The sequence below is a fragment of the Cohnella pontilimi genome, assembly GCF_005049045.1.
GTDB classification, from domain to species: domain Bacteria; phylum Bacillota; class Bacilli; order Paenibacillales; family Paenibacillaceae; genus Cohnella; species Cohnella pontilimi.
The window spans coordinates 271,358-290,150 of the sequence record NZ_SUPK01000006.1 but is presented as its reverse complement, the minus strand read 5'-3'; the positions used below and the strand labels follow the sequence as shown (position 1 = coordinate 290,150).

Annotated in this window: 17 protein-coding genes; 15 read left to right on the top strand and 2 right to left on the bottom strand. The window is 55.9% G+C overall.

Translation table 11 applies throughout. The annotated features are described in order from the left end of the window. Positions 1-46: 46 nt before the first annotated feature. Positions 47-1,024 carry a C40 family peptidase gene (locus E5161_RS13995; RefSeq protein WP_136778427.1) on the top strand — a complete coding sequence of 326 codons (978 nt, stop codon included), beginning with the start codon at positions 47-49 and terminating at the stop codon, positions 1,022-1,024. 73 nt (positions 1,025-1,097) lie between these two features. Here the strand turns inward: E5161_RS13995 and E5161_RS13990 are convergent, their stop codons facing one another. Beyond that, positions 1,098-2,138, bottom strand: coding sequence for an HD-GYP domain-containing protein (locus tag E5161_RS13990; protein WP_136778426.1), 1,041 nt, complete (start codon positions 2,136-2,138; stop codon positions 1,098-1,100). A 204-nt stretch (positions 2,139-2,342) separates the two neighbouring features. Here E5161_RS13990 and E5161_RS13985 point away from each other — a divergent pair, with 204 nt between their 5' ends. From E5161_RS13985 to E5161_RS13960, 6 genes are read left to right on the top strand one after another with little or no spacing between them, the layout of a single operon-like run. Beyond that, positions 2,343-3,392 (top strand): SIS domain-containing protein, encoded by a 1,050-nt coding sequence (locus E5161_RS13985; protein ID WP_136778425.1) that lies wholly within the window; start codon positions 2,343-2,345, stop codon positions 3,390-3,392. 21 nt (positions 3,393-3,413) lie between these two features. Continuing rightward, a complete protein-coding gene (locus E5161_RS13980; protein WP_136778424.1) occupies positions 3,414-4,229 on the top strand; it encodes a DeoR/GlpR family DNA-binding transcription regulator in 816 nt (271 codons plus the stop codon). Further along, positions 4,226-5,185 (top strand): ROK family protein, encoded by a 960-nt coding sequence (locus E5161_RS13975; protein WP_136778423.1) that lies wholly within the window; start codon positions 4,226-4,228, stop codon positions 5,183-5,185. Before E5161_RS13980 ends, E5161_RS13975 begins: the two co-directional genes overlap by 4 nt. Positions 5,186-5,213: 28 nt before the next feature. After that, positions 5,214-6,083, top strand: coding sequence for a class II fructose-bisphosphate aldolase (locus tag E5161_RS13970; RefSeq protein ID WP_136778422.1), 870 nt, complete (start codon positions 5,214-5,216; stop codon positions 6,081-6,083). Next, the gene (locus E5161_RS13965; protein WP_136778421.1) at positions 6,080-7,018 is read left to right on the top strand and encodes a 1-phosphofructokinase family hexose kinase; all 939 of its coding nucleotides are present in this window, start codon (positions 6,080-6,082) and stop codon (positions 7,016-7,018) included. The genes E5161_RS13970 and E5161_RS13965 overlap by 4 nt, the downstream gene beginning before the upstream one ends. 30 nt (positions 7,019-7,048) lie before the next feature. Continuing rightward, positions 7,049-8,710: a DUF4091 domain-containing protein gene (locus E5161_RS13960; RefSeq protein WP_136778420.1), complete on the top strand. Its 1,662-nt coding sequence runs from the start codon at positions 7,049-7,051 to the stop codon at positions 8,708-8,710. Positions 8,711-9,095: 385 nt separating this feature from the next. Here E5161_RS13960 and E5161_RS13955 read toward each other — a convergent pair whose 3' ends face one another. Beyond that, positions 9,096-9,830, bottom strand: a complete 735-nt coding sequence (locus E5161_RS13955; RefSeq protein ID WP_136778419.1) for a molybdenum cofactor biosynthesis protein — start codon at positions 9,828-9,830, stop codon at positions 9,096-9,098. Between the two features lie 120 nt (positions 9,831-9,950). Here E5161_RS13955 and moaA point away from each other — a divergent pair, with 120 nt between their 5' ends. The 8 genes from moaA to E5161_RS13915 all read left to right on the top strand — a co-directional run bounded on the left by moaA (position 9,951) and on the right by E5161_RS13915 (position 18,750). Beyond that, positions 9,951-10,952 (top strand): GTP 3',8-cyclase MoaA, encoded by a 1,002-nt coding sequence (gene moaA, locus E5161_RS13950; protein WP_136778418.1) that lies wholly within the window; start codon positions 9,951-9,953, stop codon positions 10,950-10,952. An 11-nt stretch (positions 10,953-10,963) separates the two neighbouring features. Next, entirely contained in the window at positions 10,964-12,412 is a 1,449-nt protein-coding gene (locus tag E5161_RS13945) for a bifunctional metallophosphatase/5'-nucleotidase (RefSeq protein ID WP_246042241.1), read from the top strand. A 30-nt stretch (positions 12,413-12,442) separates the two neighbouring features. Next, positions 12,443-13,297, top strand: coding sequence for an undecaprenyl-diphosphate phosphatase (locus tag E5161_RS13940; protein ID WP_136778417.1), 855 nt, complete (start codon positions 12,443-12,445; stop codon positions 13,295-13,297). A gap of 177 nt (positions 13,298-13,474) precedes the next feature. Beyond that, positions 13,475-14,590, top strand: coding sequence for an HD-GYP domain-containing protein (locus tag E5161_RS13935; RefSeq protein WP_136778416.1), 1,116 nt, complete (start codon positions 13,475-13,477; stop codon positions 14,588-14,590). A gap of 185 nt (positions 14,591-14,775) precedes the next feature. Next, positions 14,776-15,900: a radical SAM/CxCxxxxC motif protein YfkAB gene (gene yfkAB, locus E5161_RS13930; RefSeq protein WP_136778527.1), complete on the top strand. Its 1,125-nt coding sequence runs from the start codon at positions 14,776-14,778 to the stop codon at positions 15,898-15,900. 66 nt (positions 15,901-15,966) lie between these two features. After that, complete coding sequence (locus E5161_RS13925) at positions 15,967-17,328, top strand: hemolysin family protein (RefSeq protein WP_246042239.1); 1,362 nt, start codon at positions 15,967-15,969, stop codon at positions 17,326-17,328. Positions 17,329-17,367: 39 nt separating this feature from the next. Then, on the top strand, positions 17,368-18,402 hold the full coding sequence (gene ytvI / locus E5161_RS13920; protein WP_136778414.1) for a sporulation integral membrane protein YtvI: 1,035 nt from the start codon (positions 17,368-17,370) through the stop codon (positions 18,400-18,402). 138 nt (positions 18,403-18,540) lie between these two features. Then, entirely contained in the window at positions 18,541-18,750 is a 210-nt protein-coding gene (locus E5161_RS13915; protein ID WP_136778526.1) for a spore coat associated protein CotJA, read from the top strand. Positions 18,751-18,793 lie beyond the last annotated feature (43 nt).

Here is an 18,793-nt window from a genome sequence, read left to right as displayed (position 1 = left end):
AATCGCCATTCTAACAGGAGAATATACCCGTGGAGGCGATCGGGACATGCAACGGCGTTATCTTTTGAGGACGATGTCAAAAATCGCGATCTCGGTATGGACAGTTACGTCGATTTCCATGATGCTCACTGGATGTGTGAAAAATCCGGGGGATACGCAAGACCTTCAGCGGCGATCGGATACGGTGAAAGTCAGGTCGCGGGAAGAGACGCTGGCCAGACAGTCGGCGGAGCGGCGAATCATTCCCATCCAAACTTTTCATAACACCGGTTATGTCGCGCTTCCCGACCTCGCCAAATCGATGGGCTTTCGCGGGGCGTGGGTGAATCATAGCACCGCATTCGGTATTGGCGACCATGATGTCGTATGGTCCTTCCGAACCGGCCAAAGCAAGGCGATGAAAGCAGGATCCAAAGTGACGATGCCGGGACCCGCTGTACTCCAGCGGGGGATCCTGTATGTGCCGGTGCAAGGGCTTCAATCTCTGTTCGGCAAGGAAGCCACTTTCAACGGGGACTCCACCCGATTATCGATCGTTCCTCGTCCGGTCCCCCATGAGACCGGCGCTGACGGCAGCAGGCTGCCATTCGCAGACGTAACGCGCACTGCCTCTATGTCCACAACCAATAATCTCAACGGCTTGATTGCCTATGCCAAAAAGTATTTGGGCACAAAATACGAGTTCGGCGCCGCACCTTACGGGGCAGCGGGAACGTTCGACTGTTCATCGTTCACCCAGCATGTCATGCAGTATTCGGGCGTTCAATTGCCTCGTTCGTCCAATGAGCAGTCGCGTGTGGGGCAACCGGTATCCCGCGACAGCTTGATGCCGGGCGACTTACTGTTCTTCCACGTTCCCGGCCGGTACAAAAGCCGCTCCGCGGTCGGCCATGTCGGCCTATATATCGGCGGCGGTCAAATGATCCATGCCAGTCCTGCCCAGCCCATCAATGGAGTACAGATTACCGACCTCAACAAAGCGTATTGGAGCCGTGAGTTTTTATTCGCAAAGCGGGTTCTGTAGTGTGATGTCCAATATAAAAAGCGATCCGGTCTGCCTGCGGCAGCCGGATCGCTTTTTCAGTATGTAGGATGAATCACATGAAGATGCGCACAATTTCGTGCTTCCGTTCGCGGCTCAAGTCGATAAAGCTGTCCCCGCATTGAACCAATGGGGAGAGGACGTCCGAGGGATTGATGAACACGATCGTCCCAATCCGGCCGTCGGAGAGCGCCGCTTGTTTGCCGATAAAATTCGGCACCATGTGGGAGATGAAAGTCTGGGTCACTTCCGGATCCAGCTCGTGGAAGCTGAGCCGGTGAAGCTCCCGCAATACGTTAAGCAGATCGCGCTTTTCCTGATATACGCGCGTCGAAATCATGGCGCTGTAGATATCGGCCACGGAGACAATTTTGGCGAGCGGATGGATTTGGTCCGCTTTCAGCGCTTGAGGATAGCCTTGTCCGTCCATTCTTTCATGATGATGATAAGCGGCAAGGGCCAGCGCTTCATCCATGGAAGAATTTTTCAAAATCTCGTAGCCGTAGAGCGTATGTTTCTGAATTTCCTTGTATTCTTCGTCCGACAACTTCCCAGGTTTATTCAAAATTTCGTCGGGGATCCGGCATTTTCCGATATCATGCAGAAATCCCGCTTGGCCGGCCAACCAGGTTTGTTTCTCGTCCCATCCCATCCATTTCGCGATGTAGTAAGACAGCATGCCGACTTGAACGGAATGTTGGTAAGTGTAATCATCTTGGCTGTTCAACAGAAGCAGCATCGATACAACGTCGTGTGCCGTTTTGAAGCTGTCCACCAGCGGCTGAAAGCTTCCCTGCATATCATCCTCATAAACTCGGCCTTCCAGCAGCGCCTTCTCGAATACATCGATAAATCCGGAAACGGCGTCTTGAAAATGTGAAGTGAGCTGGGAATTCAAAATCGTTGGAGGATTCGGATGGGCTTGAAGTCCCGGGCGTGACAAAATGTCCGCATACTCGACCCGGTGCAGGGCCAGATGCGTCAATTCTTTGTCGCTTAAAACCGTTCCCTTCGACAGTACATGCATTCCGTGTTCGTTGAAAACATCGTGCAGCAAACAGTCTCCGGCTTGTAGGTCAGTGATGTGGACTCTCATGTCACACCTCGGCGATTTATGTATGGAAATGACAAATATGAGATGGAGGTTCTAGTCCTATGCTACCAATTAACGGGTATTCGCGCAACAAACAAAAGTACTTATCGTAATAATTTGGAATCATTTTGCATAATTACGATTGAAAAAATCAGTTATATGACTTAAAATTTCATTATATATCGACGTGAAGGGAGAGTTGAACCCATGAACCCAGGGATGCTGACGTATCCGGAAATCGGCGGCCAGGCAGATGCGCTGGCGGCGGCTTGGGAGCAGCTAAAGCGGCAAAAGGAATGGGTGTCGCGCTATATCGGAAATCCGTCTTTTGACGAAGTGGTGTTTATCGGATCCGGATCTTCTTATTATCAGGCGCTGGTGATGGCGTCCACCTTCCGTTTATGGCTGGGCCGCAGCGCTAGCGCTCATCCGTCGTCGGAAATTTTTTTGTTCCGGGATCAGGCGGTTGCCAAAGGCCGCAATATTTTGCTCGTGGGCGTATCCCGCTCCGGCGAGTCGACGGAAGTGCTGCTCGCGCTAGATTCGGTGAAAGAGTTGGCGAACTGGACCGCTTGCGGCATCACCTGCTATGACGACAGCGGATTGGCGAGACGTGCGGAGTGCCTCGTTTCCCCGCTCGGCAAAGAGAAAAGCACGGTCATGACCAAATCGTTCAGCAGCATGACATATATGATGCAAGCCGCGATCGCGATGGCCGCCGGATCTCGATACATCGGCGAGATGGAAGCCGTGTTGTCGTTGGACCGCACGGTTGTGGAGCGAGCGGACGCATTCGCGGAACAGATTGCAGCGCACAACGAGTTCCATAAGACGGTTTATTTGGGAATGGGCGCTTATTTCGGACTTGCGCAGGAAGTGTGCTTGAAGCTGAAAGAGATGGCATACGTATGGACGGAAAGTTACGGCACGCTGGAATTCCGGCATGGACCGAAATCCATTGTGGAGCCGGGCACGCTTGTGTGCCTGCTTGTATCAGAAAATGCGAGAGCATACGAGCTGAAAGTTGCGGAGGAAATGAAAGCGTACGGCGCGTTTGTTTTGCTTGTCACGGCGCAGAAGGGTGAAGATACCGCCTTCGCGGACGCCGTCTTCGAGGTCGGAGGGGAAACGCTGAGCGACGAGGCGAGGGCGGTGCTGTATTTGCCAGTGCTGCAATATCTCGGCTTCCGCTTCGCGCTTCGCAAAGGCGTCGATCCGGATCACCCCCGCAACTTGACCCAGGTCGTGAAAATTTAATTTTCGATAGTAGGTGCAACAATGGCGCGTATCGGCTTGAAGACGGAACGCCAGGAGCGGCTGCTCCGTTATTTGCAGCAGCATGGCAGCATCACGGTTTCAGAATTAACCGGTTTGTTTCATTGCTCGGAAGCGACCGCAAGGCGGGATTTGGAGGAGCTCGAGCAGAACGGGCGCATCATTCGCACGATGGGCGGCGGAGCCAAATACGCGGAACCGGGACTGAGCAGGGAAATTCCTTTTTTGGAAAAGCAAAACACGCGGTATGCCGAGAAGCAAGCGATCGCGTCGGCAGCGGCCGAACTGGTGCAGGAAGGCGACGTCGTCGGTTTGACCGGAGGGACGACGACATTTCTCATCGCACGCGCCCTCAAGCGCAAACGGCGGATCACGGTGGTCACCAATGCGGTCAACATTGCCATGGAGCTGGCTGACCACGAGGACATCCAGGTCGTGCTGACCGGCGGTGTGCTGCGGAACAAAAGCTATGAACTCTGCGGCCCATTAGCAGAGCAGACCGTCGAAGCTTTGAACATTCACACGATGTTCATGGGAATTGACGGTTTGACGGCGGATCAGGGCGCAAGCACGTACTCCGAGCTGGAAGCGAATATCGCGAAGCTCTTGATGAAGCGATCCGACCGGACCATCGCGGTATTCGACCATACGAAAGCCGGTCGTTCCTCGTTGTTCCGTGTCGCGGCGCTAGCCGAGCTGCATGCCTGCATCAGCAACGCCCCGATTCCCGACGATATCCGGCAAGCGATGGAAATGCAAGGCGTGAACTTGCATGTGGCGGATGCCGCTCTCATAACAAACGGGGGGACGCGCCCGTGAAATTCTGGATAGGTGTCGATGTAGGCGGCACGAACATCGTCTGCGGAGCGGTCGACCGCGACGGGCGGGTACTGCACACGATAAAGGCACCAACCGATGCGGCTGCGGGATCCGCGGCGGTGCTGGACAAAATCTCCGATATGTGTCGTCAAGTGGCGGCAGAGTTGGGAAGCACGGATGAGCTCGCCGCTGTCGGTATCGGAACGCCGGGTTTGGTGGATCCGCGTGCCGGCATTTCCATCTACTCGACCAATCTGAATTGGCGGAACGTGCCGGTCGCGGCGGAAATATCCGCAAGGCTTGGCGTACCGGTATGGATCGACAACGACGTCCGGAATTATGTTTTCGGAGAAGCCCGGTACGGAGCCGGCCGGAGCTTCGATACGGTGCTCGGGCTGACCGTCGGAACCGGCATCGCGGCTGCGATCGTACGGCGGGGAGAGCTTTTTTACGGACATAAGGCGATGGCGGGAGAAATCGGGCATGGGCCGCGCGAAGGGATAGACGTTCCGTGCTCATGCGGGTTGACCGGTTGTCTGGAGGCCGTCGCATCGGCTTCCGGGATGGTAAGGGAGGCGAAGCGGCTCATCTCGCAAGGCCGGGATACGGTGCTCACCGAATGGTATCCCGGCGAGCGGCTCGCCGACTTGGCGGCAGCGGATTTGTCGAGGGCCATGGACACCGGCGACCCGTTGGCAACGGAGGTTGTGACGAGAGCCGGCACGCTGATCGGCCGGGCGCTGGAACCCGCTGTACATTTGATCAGCCCGGATGTGATCATCGTGGGCGGCGGGGCCGCAATGGCGGGGGAAAGGCTGCTCGGGCCGATGCGGGAAGCGTTGTTTCCGCGCCTTCTGCCGGATTTCAGGAGCGAATTACAAATTCGCACAGCGGAATTGCACGATGATGCGGGGATCATCGGGAGTGCCATGTCGGCCATGGCACGGGCTCGTTAAGGTACAGGCTCACTAGGGAGGAATCAGCATGGCACTGGTATCGTCAACTTCTCTTCTTCAAGCGGCGAGAGCCGGAGGTTATTGCATCGGAGCTTTCAACGTACATACGCTCGAGATGCTTCAAGCGGTCGTGGAGGCGGCGGAAGAAGTGCAATCCCCGCTCATTCTCCAGTCCACGGTGGGGACCGTGAAGCATTTGGGCCCGGACTATATTGCGGCGGCCGCGACTGTCGCTTCGAACCGATCGGGCGTACCGATCGCGCTGCACTTGGACCATTGCTCAGATTTTCAGGTCATTATGCAGTGTATCCGGGCCGGCTATACTTCCGTCATGATCGATGCGTCGCATGAACCGTACGACCATAACGTTGCGGCTACCCGCAAGGTGGTGGAAGCGGCGAACGCGGTCGGCATCAATGTGGAGGCCGAACTGGGCAGAGTCGGCGGTGTGGAGGATGATCTCGTCGTGGACGACCGGGACGCGCTGCTCGCCGATCCGGACGAGTGCGCGCGTTTCGTTGCGGATACGGGAGTCCATACGCTCGCGCCTGCCATCGGGACCGCGCATGGGATTTACAAAGGAGACCCTGACATCGATTTCGAACGGATCGCGCGGATCGCTTCCAAAGTGTCCGTGCCGCTTGTGCTGCACGGCGGTTCCGGTATCCCCGACGCTCAGGTTCGGCGGTGTGTGGAATTGGGCATGTCCAAAATGAACGTGGCTACCGAGCTTCGCATTGTTTTTTCCGACGCGATCAAAGCCGTATTTGCCGCCAACCCCGATGAGAACGATCCGCGAAAGTATATGATCCCCGCCAAACAAGCGTTGAAGGCAGCCGCGATTGAAAAAATGCGCCTGTGCGGCTCGGTAGGCAAAGCGAAGGACTTTCGGCCATGAAGACGAGAATCATCACGGTTACGCTGAATGCGGCCATCGATAAAACTTATTATTTGGCGGAAGTCATGAAAGGAAGAGTGTTAAGAGCTGAAAAGGTATTGGCCGTTGCCGGCGGCAAGGGTGTCAACGTCGCGAGGGTGCTGCGGCAGCTGGGGCACGAAGATGTTGCGGTCACCGGTTTTGCCGGCGGGTACAACGGACGGTTCATCGCGGATCAGGTGAGAGAGTACGGCATCATCGAAGAATTCGTTAAAGTGCGGGGGGAGTCCAGGCTTTGTCTGAACTTCATGGACAGCCGGGACGGATCCTCGACGGAAGTGTTGGAACCGGGGCCGGAATTGGGGCGGGAACAGGCTGAGGAGATGAAAGCGAAAATAGGGGCACTGGCCTCCCAATCGCGGCTCATTATTTTCTCTGGCAGCATCCCTCGCGGCCTGCCCGCCGATTTTTATGCGGATTTGATCCGCATTGCCTCGTCTTGCGGCGCCGAGGTTTTTTTGGATGCGAGCGGGGAGCCGCTTGCTCATGGGCTTGCGGCTGTGCCGCAACTCATTAAGCCCAACGCAGACGAAATCCGGCCATGGCTGACCGGATCGGGCGAACGTGCCGTCGCAGCCGCGGTGACCAAGCTGATGGATAAAGGCATCCCCAACGTCGTGGTGACGCTAGGGGAGGAAGGTGCTTTGGCTGGTATCAAGGGACGGATTTATCGCATTCACATACCCCGAATTGCGGCCGTAAATACGGTGGGAAGCGGAGATGCTTTCTTGGCCGGATTCGCCTATGGTTATGTCCGCGGATGGAGTTCCGAGAACTGTTTGCGGCATGCCGCGGCGGCCGGATGCGCTAACGCGCTGTCTCCGATCGCCGGCGATGTGGACGTCGGCAATTACGAGAACCTGCTTCAGGAAGTTTCTGTGGAAACTTGGCTGTGAATCTCGCGAAAAGGGGAAGGGGATACCGGGATGAGTGCTGATCGAGCGGAATTCGAAACCCGATGCCTGAGTTCTTTGTCCAAAGTGTTTGCGGATGAGCCTCTGAACGAACCGGAGGTTCATTTAGCATCGGCTTTATGGAATGAAACCTTCTCCTTTCAAGTGGCCTATCGGTCAACGCGACTGAGGAAGGGCGTGAAGGCATTTGCGGTCGGACCGCTTGCGGATACGGTTACGCTCCGAACAGTTGGCCTCGTTCCTTCTGAGCTCCCTATTTATGCTCAGACGGACGATGACGTGCTGCGCCGAACGCCAGGTTTGTATCCGGATCCGTTGTTCCCGGCAGGAGAGGAAGGAATCCCGGTATTGCCGGACCAATGGCGTTCTGTGTGGGTTTGCGTGGAAGTGAAGCGATCCGTGCCGGCCGGCGATCACCTGATTGAAGTTGTTTTTGAGTCCGGGGATGGCGAGCGGCTTGGGTCGGAAACATTCGTCTTGACCGTCGTTGCGGCGGAAATGCCGGCACAACAGTTGATCTACACGAACTGGTTCCACACCGACTGTCTCGCCTCCCATTACGGCGTTGAAATTTGGAGCGAGGCTCATTGGGGCTACATTGACCGTTACATAAAAACCGCGGCAAAACACGGCATGAATATGCTCTTGACGCCTTTGTTCACGCCTCCTTTGGATACGGCTGTCGGGGGAGAACGCCCCACCGTACAGCTGATCGATGTCGAGAAACGGGGAGACGAATATCAATTCGGTTTCGACAAGTTGACCCGCTGGGTAGAAATCGCAAGCCGACATGGTATCCGTTATTTCGAATTTTCCCATCTGTTCACCCAATGGGGCGCGAAGCACGCGCCTAAAGTGGTCGCCCGCGTTGACGGTGAGCGGAAACGGATTTTCGGATGGGAGACCGACGCGGCGGACCCGGCTTATCGGGAATTTTTAACGCAATTTTTGAAGCAGCTTCGTGAATACATAGAGGCCCATGGCCTGCAAGATAGAAGCTGGTTCCACGTCTCGGACGAGCCGTCCATGAGCCACTTCGACTCTTATCGGGAAGCGAGCGAATTTCTTCGTGCCAATTTGCCGGGGCTTCCGTTTTTCGATGCTTTGTCCGAATACTCCTTTTACGAAACGGGACTCGTACCCCGGCCGGTCGCGGCCAACGATCACATCGAGAGCTTCATCGAACATCGGGTGCCGGATTTATGGACGTATTATTGCTGCGGGCAGGACCGGGACGTATCCAACCGATTCTTCGCCTTCCCGTCACGGAGGAACCGGGTGATCGGGACACAGCTTTACAAATTTCAAATTTCCGGATTCCTGCATTGGGGCTATAACTTCTGGTACACGCAGTACTCTAGAAGAAAAGTGGATCCATTCCGGGAGACCGACGCAGGAGCCGCCTTCCCTTCGGGTGACGCGTTTGTTGTGTACCCGGGCGAGAGTGAACCGGTCGAATCGATCCGGCTTGAGGTTTTCTGCGAGGCGCTTCAGGACTTGAGAGCGATGCAGCTGCTCGAGAGTCTGGCCGGCCGTGAGGCCGTACTTGCTTTGCTGGAAGAAGGGCTGGACCGACCGCTCACCTTCCGCGACTATCCCCGCGACACCGCTTGGCTGCTGGACTTCCGCGAAAGGGTCAACCGCAAGATCGCCGAACTCGTCGTGGCGGAATAGGTGTTGCGAATAAGGTTATGAGGCGTTCTTACAGCATGGGTGTGCTGGTGCCTCGGGATTGCGCGAAGTTAAGTCAGTCTCACTGACTTACAGACGCCGGTGCCTCGGGATTGCGCAAAGTTAAGTCAGTCTCACTGACTTACAGAAGCCGGTGCCTCGGGATTGCGCGAAGCTAAGTCAGTCTCACTGACTTACAGACGCCGGTGTCTCGGGATTGCGCGAAGTTAAGTCAGTCTCACTGACTTACAGAAGCGGGAGTCTTGGGATTGAGCAAAGTTAAGTCAGTCTCACTGACTTACAGAAGCCGGTGTCTGGCGAATTTCGCGATGTGAGCAAACAAAATCACCTGCCCGAGAGCAGGTGACGCACCGAAGATGCATATTCATTACGGAGTTTCTTGCAGCGGATTCCAAGGCCCGAGCTGATGTCCTTTCCACTCGGTGCCGTCCTCGTACACTTCCTTTTTCCAAATCGGCACGGTCTGCTTGAGGCGCTCGATCGCGTATCGGCTCGCTTCATAGGCTTCCGCCCTGTGCGCGGAAGAGACGGCGATCACGACGCTGATTTCCCCAATGCCCACTGTGCCGATGCGATGCTCTATCGCGGTCAGCGTGCCCGGCCATTTGGCCGAGATTTCGTCTCCGATCTGCTTCATGGAGGACACCGCCATCGGCACATACGCCTCATACTCAAGCGTCACGGTGCGTTTGCCCGCAGTCCATTCCCGCGTCGCGCCGACGAAGGCGATGGCCGCGCCGTGATCAGGATGGTATACCTTATCCAATATCCCGTTTACATCAATCGGATGCTCAACCACAGTGAACAGCTCCGGTCCAATCGCCGTCCCGGTGCCGGCTTGTTCGCCGCTGCCTCCCGAGACGGGGGGCAGGAGCGCCAATTCGTCTTCGCGGCCGACTTCGGCGTCATCATGCGCATACGATTGATTTTGCGCCAAAAATGCGATTGAAATGATATCGGCGTGTTTGGGGTAAAGCTCCATCAAGCGGTCTTTGATCTGACCGGCCGTCAGCCGGGCTTCCGGCCATTCCGCTGTGACGGAGCGCGAACCGAACCGCTCCGCAAGCCCGGCAAAAAGAGATATCCTCCACACGGCTGCCATTGAATACGTCAACTCCCTTTCCGGAAACATTACCCACACTTTAGCAAGCATACCATACCGGTTCTGAAAATGTTATGCTAGAAACGACGATCAATACTGCAGCGAGGGAGGTTTGGTGCGATGCCGGCACTCGTTGACCGCTTTGGAAGAACCCACACCTATTTGCGGATTTCCGTAACGGACCGGTGCAACTTCCGCTGCTTGTACTGCATGCCGGAAGAAGGTATGCAATTCATGGATCAAGAGAAGCTGCTGACCTATCCGCAAATATTGGAGGTTGCCGGGGCCGCGGCGCGGCTCGGAATCCGCAAATTCCGCATTACCGGAGGCGAACCGCTTGTTCGTCCGGGCCTGGAACAGCTGATCGCCGGACTGGCCGAACTTCCCGGCGTAAAGGATATTTCACTGACGACCAACGGCCTTCTTCTTGCGCCGCAAGCCCGCAAACTGAAGGACACGGGACTTCACAGAGTCAATATCAGTCTGGACACGCTCGATGCCGCCCGGTTTCGTTTCATCGCCCGCAGGGGCGATTTGACAAGGGTGCTGGAGGGCGTGGAAGCCGCAGCCGAGGCGGGTCTTCAGCCGATCAAGCTGAACTGCGTATTGCTCAAGGGCGTGAACGAAGACGAAATCGGCCGTTTTTTGAAGCTGTCCGTGGATCAGCCGCTTCATATCCGATTCATCGAATATATGCCGATCGGACATGACGATGAGAACTGGCGCAGCCATTACTTGCCGCTCAGCCGGGTACTGGAAGAAGCGGAGAAGCTCGGTTACGCGGTCGAACAGGCGCAAGCCCCTACAGGGAGTGGCCCGTCCGAGGACTACAAAATCGCGGGAGCGGCCGGAACGTTCGGCTTGATTCATCCGGTCAGCAACCATTTTTGCCAGAACTGCAACCGGCTTCGGCTGACCGCCGACGGGAACATCAAGCCGTGTCTATATTGGGTCGACGAGCTCAATGTCCGGCCGGCTCTCGGCTCGCAAGAGGCGCTGGAAGCGTTGTTCCGGCGCGCGATGGACATCAAGCCGGAAAATCATGAGATGGCCGCCCTGCTCGCGGGCGAAGCGCAGTCGCATGTCCCGACCGAACGGCGCATGTCGCAGATCGGAGGCTGATGGAGGAACGCATGACCGGACCGAATGCGAAAAGAAGCTTCACCTTGCTGCATACGAACGACCTGCACAGCCATTTGGAACCGGCCGCGCAAATCGCGGGGTACGTGAAGGAAGTCCGCCGGAACGTACCGGCGGGCTCTCTGCTGGTCGTGGACTGCGGAGACTTCCTGGATCGGGCCCGGCCCGAAACGGAGGGGACGGACGGCGGCGTGAACCGCAATCTCCTGCTGTCGATCGGGTACGATGTGCTGGTGCCGGGAAACAACGAGGGACTGACTTACACGGCGGAACAGTTGGACGAACTGTATGCCGGCTTGCCGTCTCCCGTCGTCTGCGCCAATTTTCGGCCGCTGAACCCCGAACGCGCGGTTCCGTGGCTCGTTCCTTCCCTTACGGTCCGTAAAGCCGGTGTGACCATCGGCGTCACCGGGTTGACGGCCGCTTTTAACGATTACTACAAGCTGTTAGGCTGGAACGCATCCGACCCTTTCGAGGCCGCGGCGGAACAAGTGGCCAAGTTACGACGCACTTCGGACGTCGTCATCGTACTGTCCCATTTGGGGATTCGCAGCGACGAGAGGCTGGCCTCTTCTGTGGACGGAATCGACCTTATCCTGGGGGCGCATACGCATCATTTGCTGGAGAAGCCGTTATACGTAGGCCGCACGGCGATATGCGCCGCCGGAAAGTTCGGCCGGCACATCGGACACTTGGAGATCACGTATCATCCGGTGTCCGGCCAAATCGAAGTCGACGGGGGCTGCGTGCTGCTGGAAGACCGGAGCGAGGACGCCGAAGCGGCCCGAATCATCGCCGCGGGCCGGGAAGCCGCGGAACGGCGCATGAGCCGCGTAGTGGCCGTCCTTGACGCCCCGCTTGCCTGCGAGCTGGAACGCGAATCTCCTCTTGCCGTTCTGCTCGCGGCCGCCGTTAGGAAGCACACCGGTGCGGAAATCGGAGTCGTGAACGCCGGACAGCTTCTCAGCGGCTTGCCGGCCGGAGAAGTGACCGAACAAACGGTTCACGCCTTGTGTCCTTCGCCGATTAATCCTTGCACCATGCGCGTAACGGGGCGGGAACTGCTCCGTACGATGGAGGAAAGCTTGCAGCCGGAATATTATCGGCTTGAAATCCGCGGTTTCGGTTTCAGAGGTCACACGCTCGGCGTTTTGTGCTATGATGGCTTGCAGGCAGAGGCCGATTTATCGCAGCCCGCCGGCAGACGCATCACAAGCGTCCGCATCAACGGAGAACCTCTAGACCCGGACCGAGAATATAGAGTCGGCACGCTCGACATGTTCACCTTCGGCGTCGGTCATGTCGGCCTCAAGGAAGGCCGGAACGTCCGTTATTATTTGCCGGAATTTATCCGCGATCTGCTCGCCGAAGCGTTAAACGACCCGGCGATGATCGAACAAACCGCATATCCGCGAATTCTTTTCAAAGGACAACCGTCATGACCATTATCGAATCAGGAGTGAAAGATTTCTATGCTGCATTGGTTTGATTCCATCATTCTCGGCATTGTCGAGGGCTTGACCGAATTTCTCCCCGTCTCTTCGACGGGCCACATGATTTTGACGAACCAGCTGCTCGGCTATGGGAACGACACCCCGGAAGAGCTGAAAACGTTTGAAATCGTTATCCAGTTTGCGGCCATTTTGGCAATCGCCATCGTGTATCGTCATCGCATTCTGCAAGTTTTCGGACTGGGTCGCAAGGCTTCCGTCAAGGGCCTGTCCGTCGACTCGCTCCCGAAGCGCGGATTCAATATGATTCACGTCATTCTCGGGATTTTCCCCGCGTTGGCCGCGGCTTTTCTGTTTCGGCACCAGATCAAGGAGCTCGGCTTTCACACCGCTCCGGTGCTGTGGGCGCTTGTCGCCGGCGGCATTTACATGTGGGTGACTGAGGCGCTCTACGAATCGGGCAAAGTCAAACGCACGGCGGAAACGATGGATGAGATCTCCTATAAGCAAGCCTTTATCATCGGACTGATCCAAATCGTCTCGGCGGTGTGGCCGGGATTTTCCCGTTCGGGTTCGACGATCGCGGGCGGCATGCTCACCGGACTGAGCTATCGGGCTGCTGCAGATTTCTCGTTCTTCATCGCCATTCCGATCATGACGGCCGCCACGGGCTATGAACTGGTGAGCAATCTGGATCAGCTTCGTGCGGGTACGTTGGACGTCGGATTTTTGCTGACCGGTTTCATCGTTTCGTTCGTTGTGGCATGGGTTGTGGTCGTGGCATTCCTGAAGGTACTGCAAAAAATCAAGCTGAAATATTTTGCCTGGTATCGTTTCGCGCTCGCGGCCTTGTTTTATTTGCTGGTGATGAGATAAGCCAAAAATGATAACAAAGACCCTCCTCATCAGGAGGGTTTTTTGCTTGTATGGCGAATAATGTCATATAGTTTTCTGAAAACTATTGCCGTTTTCAAGGAAATCTCTTACAGTAGCATTATATAGAGACTTATGGACTAGTAGGCGTCCATCTGAGAAAAGGGGGAAAATCATAAAATGCGTATGTTGCCGCTGTCACTCTGCCGCCCCGGAATGAAGCTGGCCAAAACCATTTTTTCCGACGACGGGATGGTGCTTTTGGCTCAGGGAAAAGAACTGAGCGCTTCTTTCATCAAACGGCTGGGCGATTTGGGCTTCGGCGTCGTGTACATCGAGGATCCCCGTTTGGAAGGCGTCGAAGTTCCCGAGCTCATTACGGAGGAAACGCAGCGCAAAGCGATTGCCGCGATCCGCACCGCGTTTAAAGAGTTCACCGAGCAGCCCGGCCGAAGATCCTCGGTCACCTACCCGTATGTCGGCCGCAGCATGCGACAGATGATGAGCACGATCATGGACGAGTTAAGCCGCAACCGGGACGGCATGATTATGCTGATGAATATGCATTCCCTGGATCATTATTTGTATTCCCATTCGCTTAACGTCTGCGTTTATTCCACGATTCTGGGCATGGCCTACGGCCTGGAAAACGATCAATTGATGACGCTCGGCCTTGGCGCCATGCTGCACGACATCGGCAAAACGCAAATTCCGATAGAGGTGCTCGTTAAGCCGGGCAAGCTCTCCGACGAAGAATTCCGGCAAATCAAACGGCACACGGAACTCGGGTTCCAGCTTTTGAAAGACGAACCGAACATCCCTTTGCTGGCCGCGCACTGCGCCTTCCAGCACCATGAGAGACTTAACGGCACCGGATATCCGCGAGGCTTGAAGAGCGACGAAATTCACGAATATGCCAAATTGATCGCCATTGCGGATTCCTACGACGCGATGACCAGTCACCGTGTATACCGTAACGCCATGATGCCGCATGAGGCGGTCGAAGCTTTGTACGCGGGCAGCGGCACATTGTACGACACGAAAATGCTGGGGTTGTTCCGCGACAAGGTGGCCATTTACCCGATCGGAGTCGGGGTCAGGCTCAGCACGGGTCATAGCGCGGTGGTGGTCGACATCAATTCCGCCTATGCCCAGAGGCCGATCGTACGCGTGCTGACCGACGAACACGGCACGGATCTTCGGGAGCCCTACGACATGGATTTGTCGAAGCATTTGTCCGTGATGGTCGCCGAGATCGAATTCGAGCGGCGTGAAAGCAACACCATGCCTGCGTAACTGAATTCGATTTATACGCTATTATATCGGGCCGTTCACGCGCCGCAGCTCCGCCGCGCATGAACGGCCCGTTTTTACCGGGGGTCTCGTTTGCTTTCAACTGTTGCGAACAGTACAATTAACTGTAAATTACCGCCTCAGAATGGAGCAGCAGCATGAACGTTTTTCCCCTTTCGACCGATAAAATGAGGTTTGCGTCTCCGGCCGGCTGGACGCCGTTGTCGCCCGATTACGATCCCTGGGATCCGATCCGTTCCTTGCAGCGATATGGTCGTCACCGGCTTACGAGTGTCGAACTGACTGTAACGCATTTATGCAACATGAGATGCGAACATTGTGCGGTCGGGGACAGCCTTACCATGAAGGAAGCGCCGCATTTGCCGCTGAACGCCATTTTGCGGCGTCTCGACGAGCTGGAAGCGCTGGAGACGATCAGCTTGACCGGAGGAGAGCCTACGTTCCGGGAACAAACGGTACGCGAAATCATTGTACCGGTGTTGAAGTACGCCCGATCAAGGGGCATCCGGTCGCAATTGAATTCCAACGTCACGCTGGACTATGAGCGCTATGAGCAGATCGCGCCGTACCTCGACGTGATGCACATCTCCTTTAACTATACGCAGGCGGCGGATTTTCATCGTGTCGGATTCGCCAGGACCGGCCGGGATGTTTCCCCGGACGCTTCCGCGCGCATGTATGAACGAATGATGGATAACGCCCGCAGGCTGTCCGAAGGCGGATTGTTCGTGTCCGCGGAATCCATGATCAATTTTCGTACGCATGAAAAAATTGTCGACATACACAAGCTGATCGTTGAAATGGGCTGCAAGCGTCATGAAGTGCATCCGATGTATCCGAGCTCGTTCGCCTCTCATCTTCCGATGCTGACCCGGGAGCAGATGCTCGCGGCGATCGACCGGCTGCTGGATGAGAGAGACCCGGCTGTCTGGATGTTGTTCGGCACGCTTCCGCTTTTTGCCTGCTCGGATGATCCTGAAGAACGCCGGTTGATCCGAAGGCTCCGGACGGAGCCTAACGTCACGGTGAGGAACGACCCGGACGGGCGAAACCGCGTGAATGTCAACCTGTTCAGCGGAGATGTGTACGTAACCGATTTTGCCGCGATTCCCGCTTTTGGCAACGTCAGGGATGAGAGGCTGGAGGACGTCTTCGAGCGGTGGCAGCGACATCCGTTTCAACAAGGAGTGAGCTGCCACTGTGAATCCGCGGCGTGCTGTGGACCGAATCTTCTCGTGTCGAATATGTATTACCGGGATGTAGACTTCCGTACGAGGCGGGCCATCCCCTGACCGGTCAAAGCGCCAGCTTCTTCGGCGTACCGAGGGAACTGCGTATATGAAGGAGCGGAATACATTTTGGAATTTCATTGGGGAAGTATTTTTTGGAACTTGCTTCTTGTCCTGTTTCTCGTATTTCTCAATGCGTTTTTCGTGGCGTCGGAGTTTGCGCTTGTTCGCGTGCGTCAGTCCAGGCTGACCCAGCTGCAAAACGAGGGCAACACTTTGGCGCGCTACGCTTTGAAGGTTAACCAGAAGCTGGATGTCTACTTATCCGCGACGCAGCTTGGAATCACGCTGGCCTCTCTGGGTCTCGGCTGGGTGGGGGAACCCGCTATTGCCGGTTTAATCGTGATCCCGATCCTGGACCGGTTCGGAGTTACGGATCCGACCGTGGTTCATACAATTTCCTATATTGTCGCGTTCAGTATCATCACTTTCCTGCATATCGTACTGGGGGAGCTTGCTCCGAAATCGCTTGCGATCCAAAAAGCGGTGGGCGTATCTTTGTGGCTTTCCTGGCCTCTTCTCATGTTTTACCGGCTGTTTTTGCCCGTAATCTGGCTGCTGAACGGGGCGGCCAACCAGCTGCTCAAGCTGATCGGCGTGCAACCGGCGGGAGAGCACGAAGCGGCACACACGGAAGAAGAAATCCGCATCCTCATGAACGAAAGCGCCAAAAGCGGCATTATCGACAAGGATGAAATGACGCTTTTCGACAACGTGTTCGAGTTTGCGGACCGGGTAGCCCGCGAGGTTATGCTTCCCAGAACGGACATGGACTGTCTGTTCACGAACAACAGCTTCGAAGAAAATATGAAGCACGTCTATTCGACCAAGCATACCCGTTTTCCCGTCGCTGTCGAGGACAAAGACCAAATCATCGGCTTCGTGCATATTACGGATTTGCTGACGGCCGACCCGGACGAAGAACATGATTTGAACACGTTCCTCCGCCCCATTCTCAGCGTGCCGGAAACGATGGAGATCAGCAAAGTGCTGAAACTGATGCAGCGCAGAAAATCGCAGCTGGCCATCGTCATCGACGAATACGGCGGCACGGCGGGCATGCTGACGGCGGAAATGATTTTGGAGGAGCTGGTCGGCGAAATGCAGGACGAATTCGACGACGAGCTGCCTGAAGTGATGGTGAAAGGCGACGTCACCTCGGTCGAAGGGCGGATGTTGATCGAAGACGTCAACGACTTGTTCGGACTCGAAATCGAAGACGAGGAAGTGGACACGATCGGCGGATGGCTGTTCAATCATTTGGAGGGCAACATTTCCAAAGGCCAGAAAGTCAACTACGACGGATTCGTATTCGAGATCGCCCAGGCGGAGAGGCTTCGCGTGCTGAGGGTGCACATTTACCGCATCAAGCAGATAAAGCCGGAAGCGGTCATCACCGCAGTGCCCAACGAACCGGAAAGGCGAGAGTAAACGAAGGTTTAGCCGGCACGTCCGGAGAGGAGAGAATCCATGCCGCTTCGCCAGTTTATGTTAATCGTTTTTTCGCTCGTTTTTTTGTATTTGCTGTTTACAACCGGCGCGCCGTTCTTGCTGGCGCTTGTGGTCGCTATCTTCTTGGAGCCCCTCACGCTGCTGTTGATCAATCAAGCAAAAATGAACCGGCTGGCGGCCTCCACCATTTCCAGCACGTTGTTCACCGTTTTGCTGCTGGGTCTGGCGGCATTGATCGGCATGAAAGTCGTCACCGAATTGACGGCTTTCATGGAGAACGTGCCGAATTATTTGAAGAATGCCAACACTTATTTGACCGATCTGCTGGAAAGAGCGCAGTCCTATTCTTCCGGAGGCGAGGCACCGCAGCCCGGGCAGCTGGAGAGTTGGCTGTCCAAAGCAACGGAAGTGCTGGCGAGCTTGTCGAGGTCGGCTTCTGCCACTTTGCTCAATTTCGCTTCCGGGATTCCGAACTTTTTCATTTTCTTCATTGTGTTTTTGGTGGCTGTCTACTTGTTCACCCTGAGCCTACCTATGATGAAGCAATCGTTCCTGTCGCTGTTCGAAGAGAAGTCCCGCCTCCAAATGGAACAGGTGCTCGCCAGCCTGCGCAAGTCGGTGTTCGGCTTTTTGAGGGCGCAAATGCTGCTCAGCGTCATTACCTACATCGTTTGTTTCGTCGGCTTGTTGATCATCGGTACCGGTTATCCGCTTGCGATTTCCTTGCTTATCGTCGTTGTGGACATTTTGCCGGTGCTCGGAACCGGGTCCGTCCTTGTACCGTGGGCGGCTTACCAGCTCGTGGTCGGTGATGTTTTCACGGGGATCGGCCTGCTGCTTCTCTTCATCGCCATCACCGTCATCCGGCGTATCGTGGAGCCGAAAATATTGGGAGACGCCGTGGGCATCGGAGCGTTGTCCGCGCTCATCAGCCTGTATGTCGGGTATGAGCTGGTCGGCGTTGTCGGCGTGTTCCTGGGTCCGATCGTCATCATCGTTTTCGTCGCCGCGCGCAGAGCGGGGCTGCTCGATTTCAAAATCAAGCTGGACTAATCGAATCTTGTCCGAGAAACCGCCATTCTGGCGGTTTTTTTGTTGCCCGGGACTATTTGCCCAGATGGATTTCATAGGATAAAAACGAAGTGTCGTTCCGGCATGACCGGGCAAACGACCGGAGGGAGGTCGGCGATGATGCAAGACGGACAGGTGCGGGAGTGGAGACCTTATGTCGGCCGCTGGGATCCGTGTCCCCCGATCCTGGTGAAAAGGTATATCGTACCGCCCAATCAGTACATTCCTTATCAGCCGATGAATTGGCCGCAATTTTCGATCGATGAGGCGCTATTTCGCGGGACTCTGTGGCCGGGACTCTTCAGTCCTTACGTTCCCAGCAAAACCTGAAAAGGAGGTTGCGAGATGACGGATCCTAACGATTCCGCGGAAC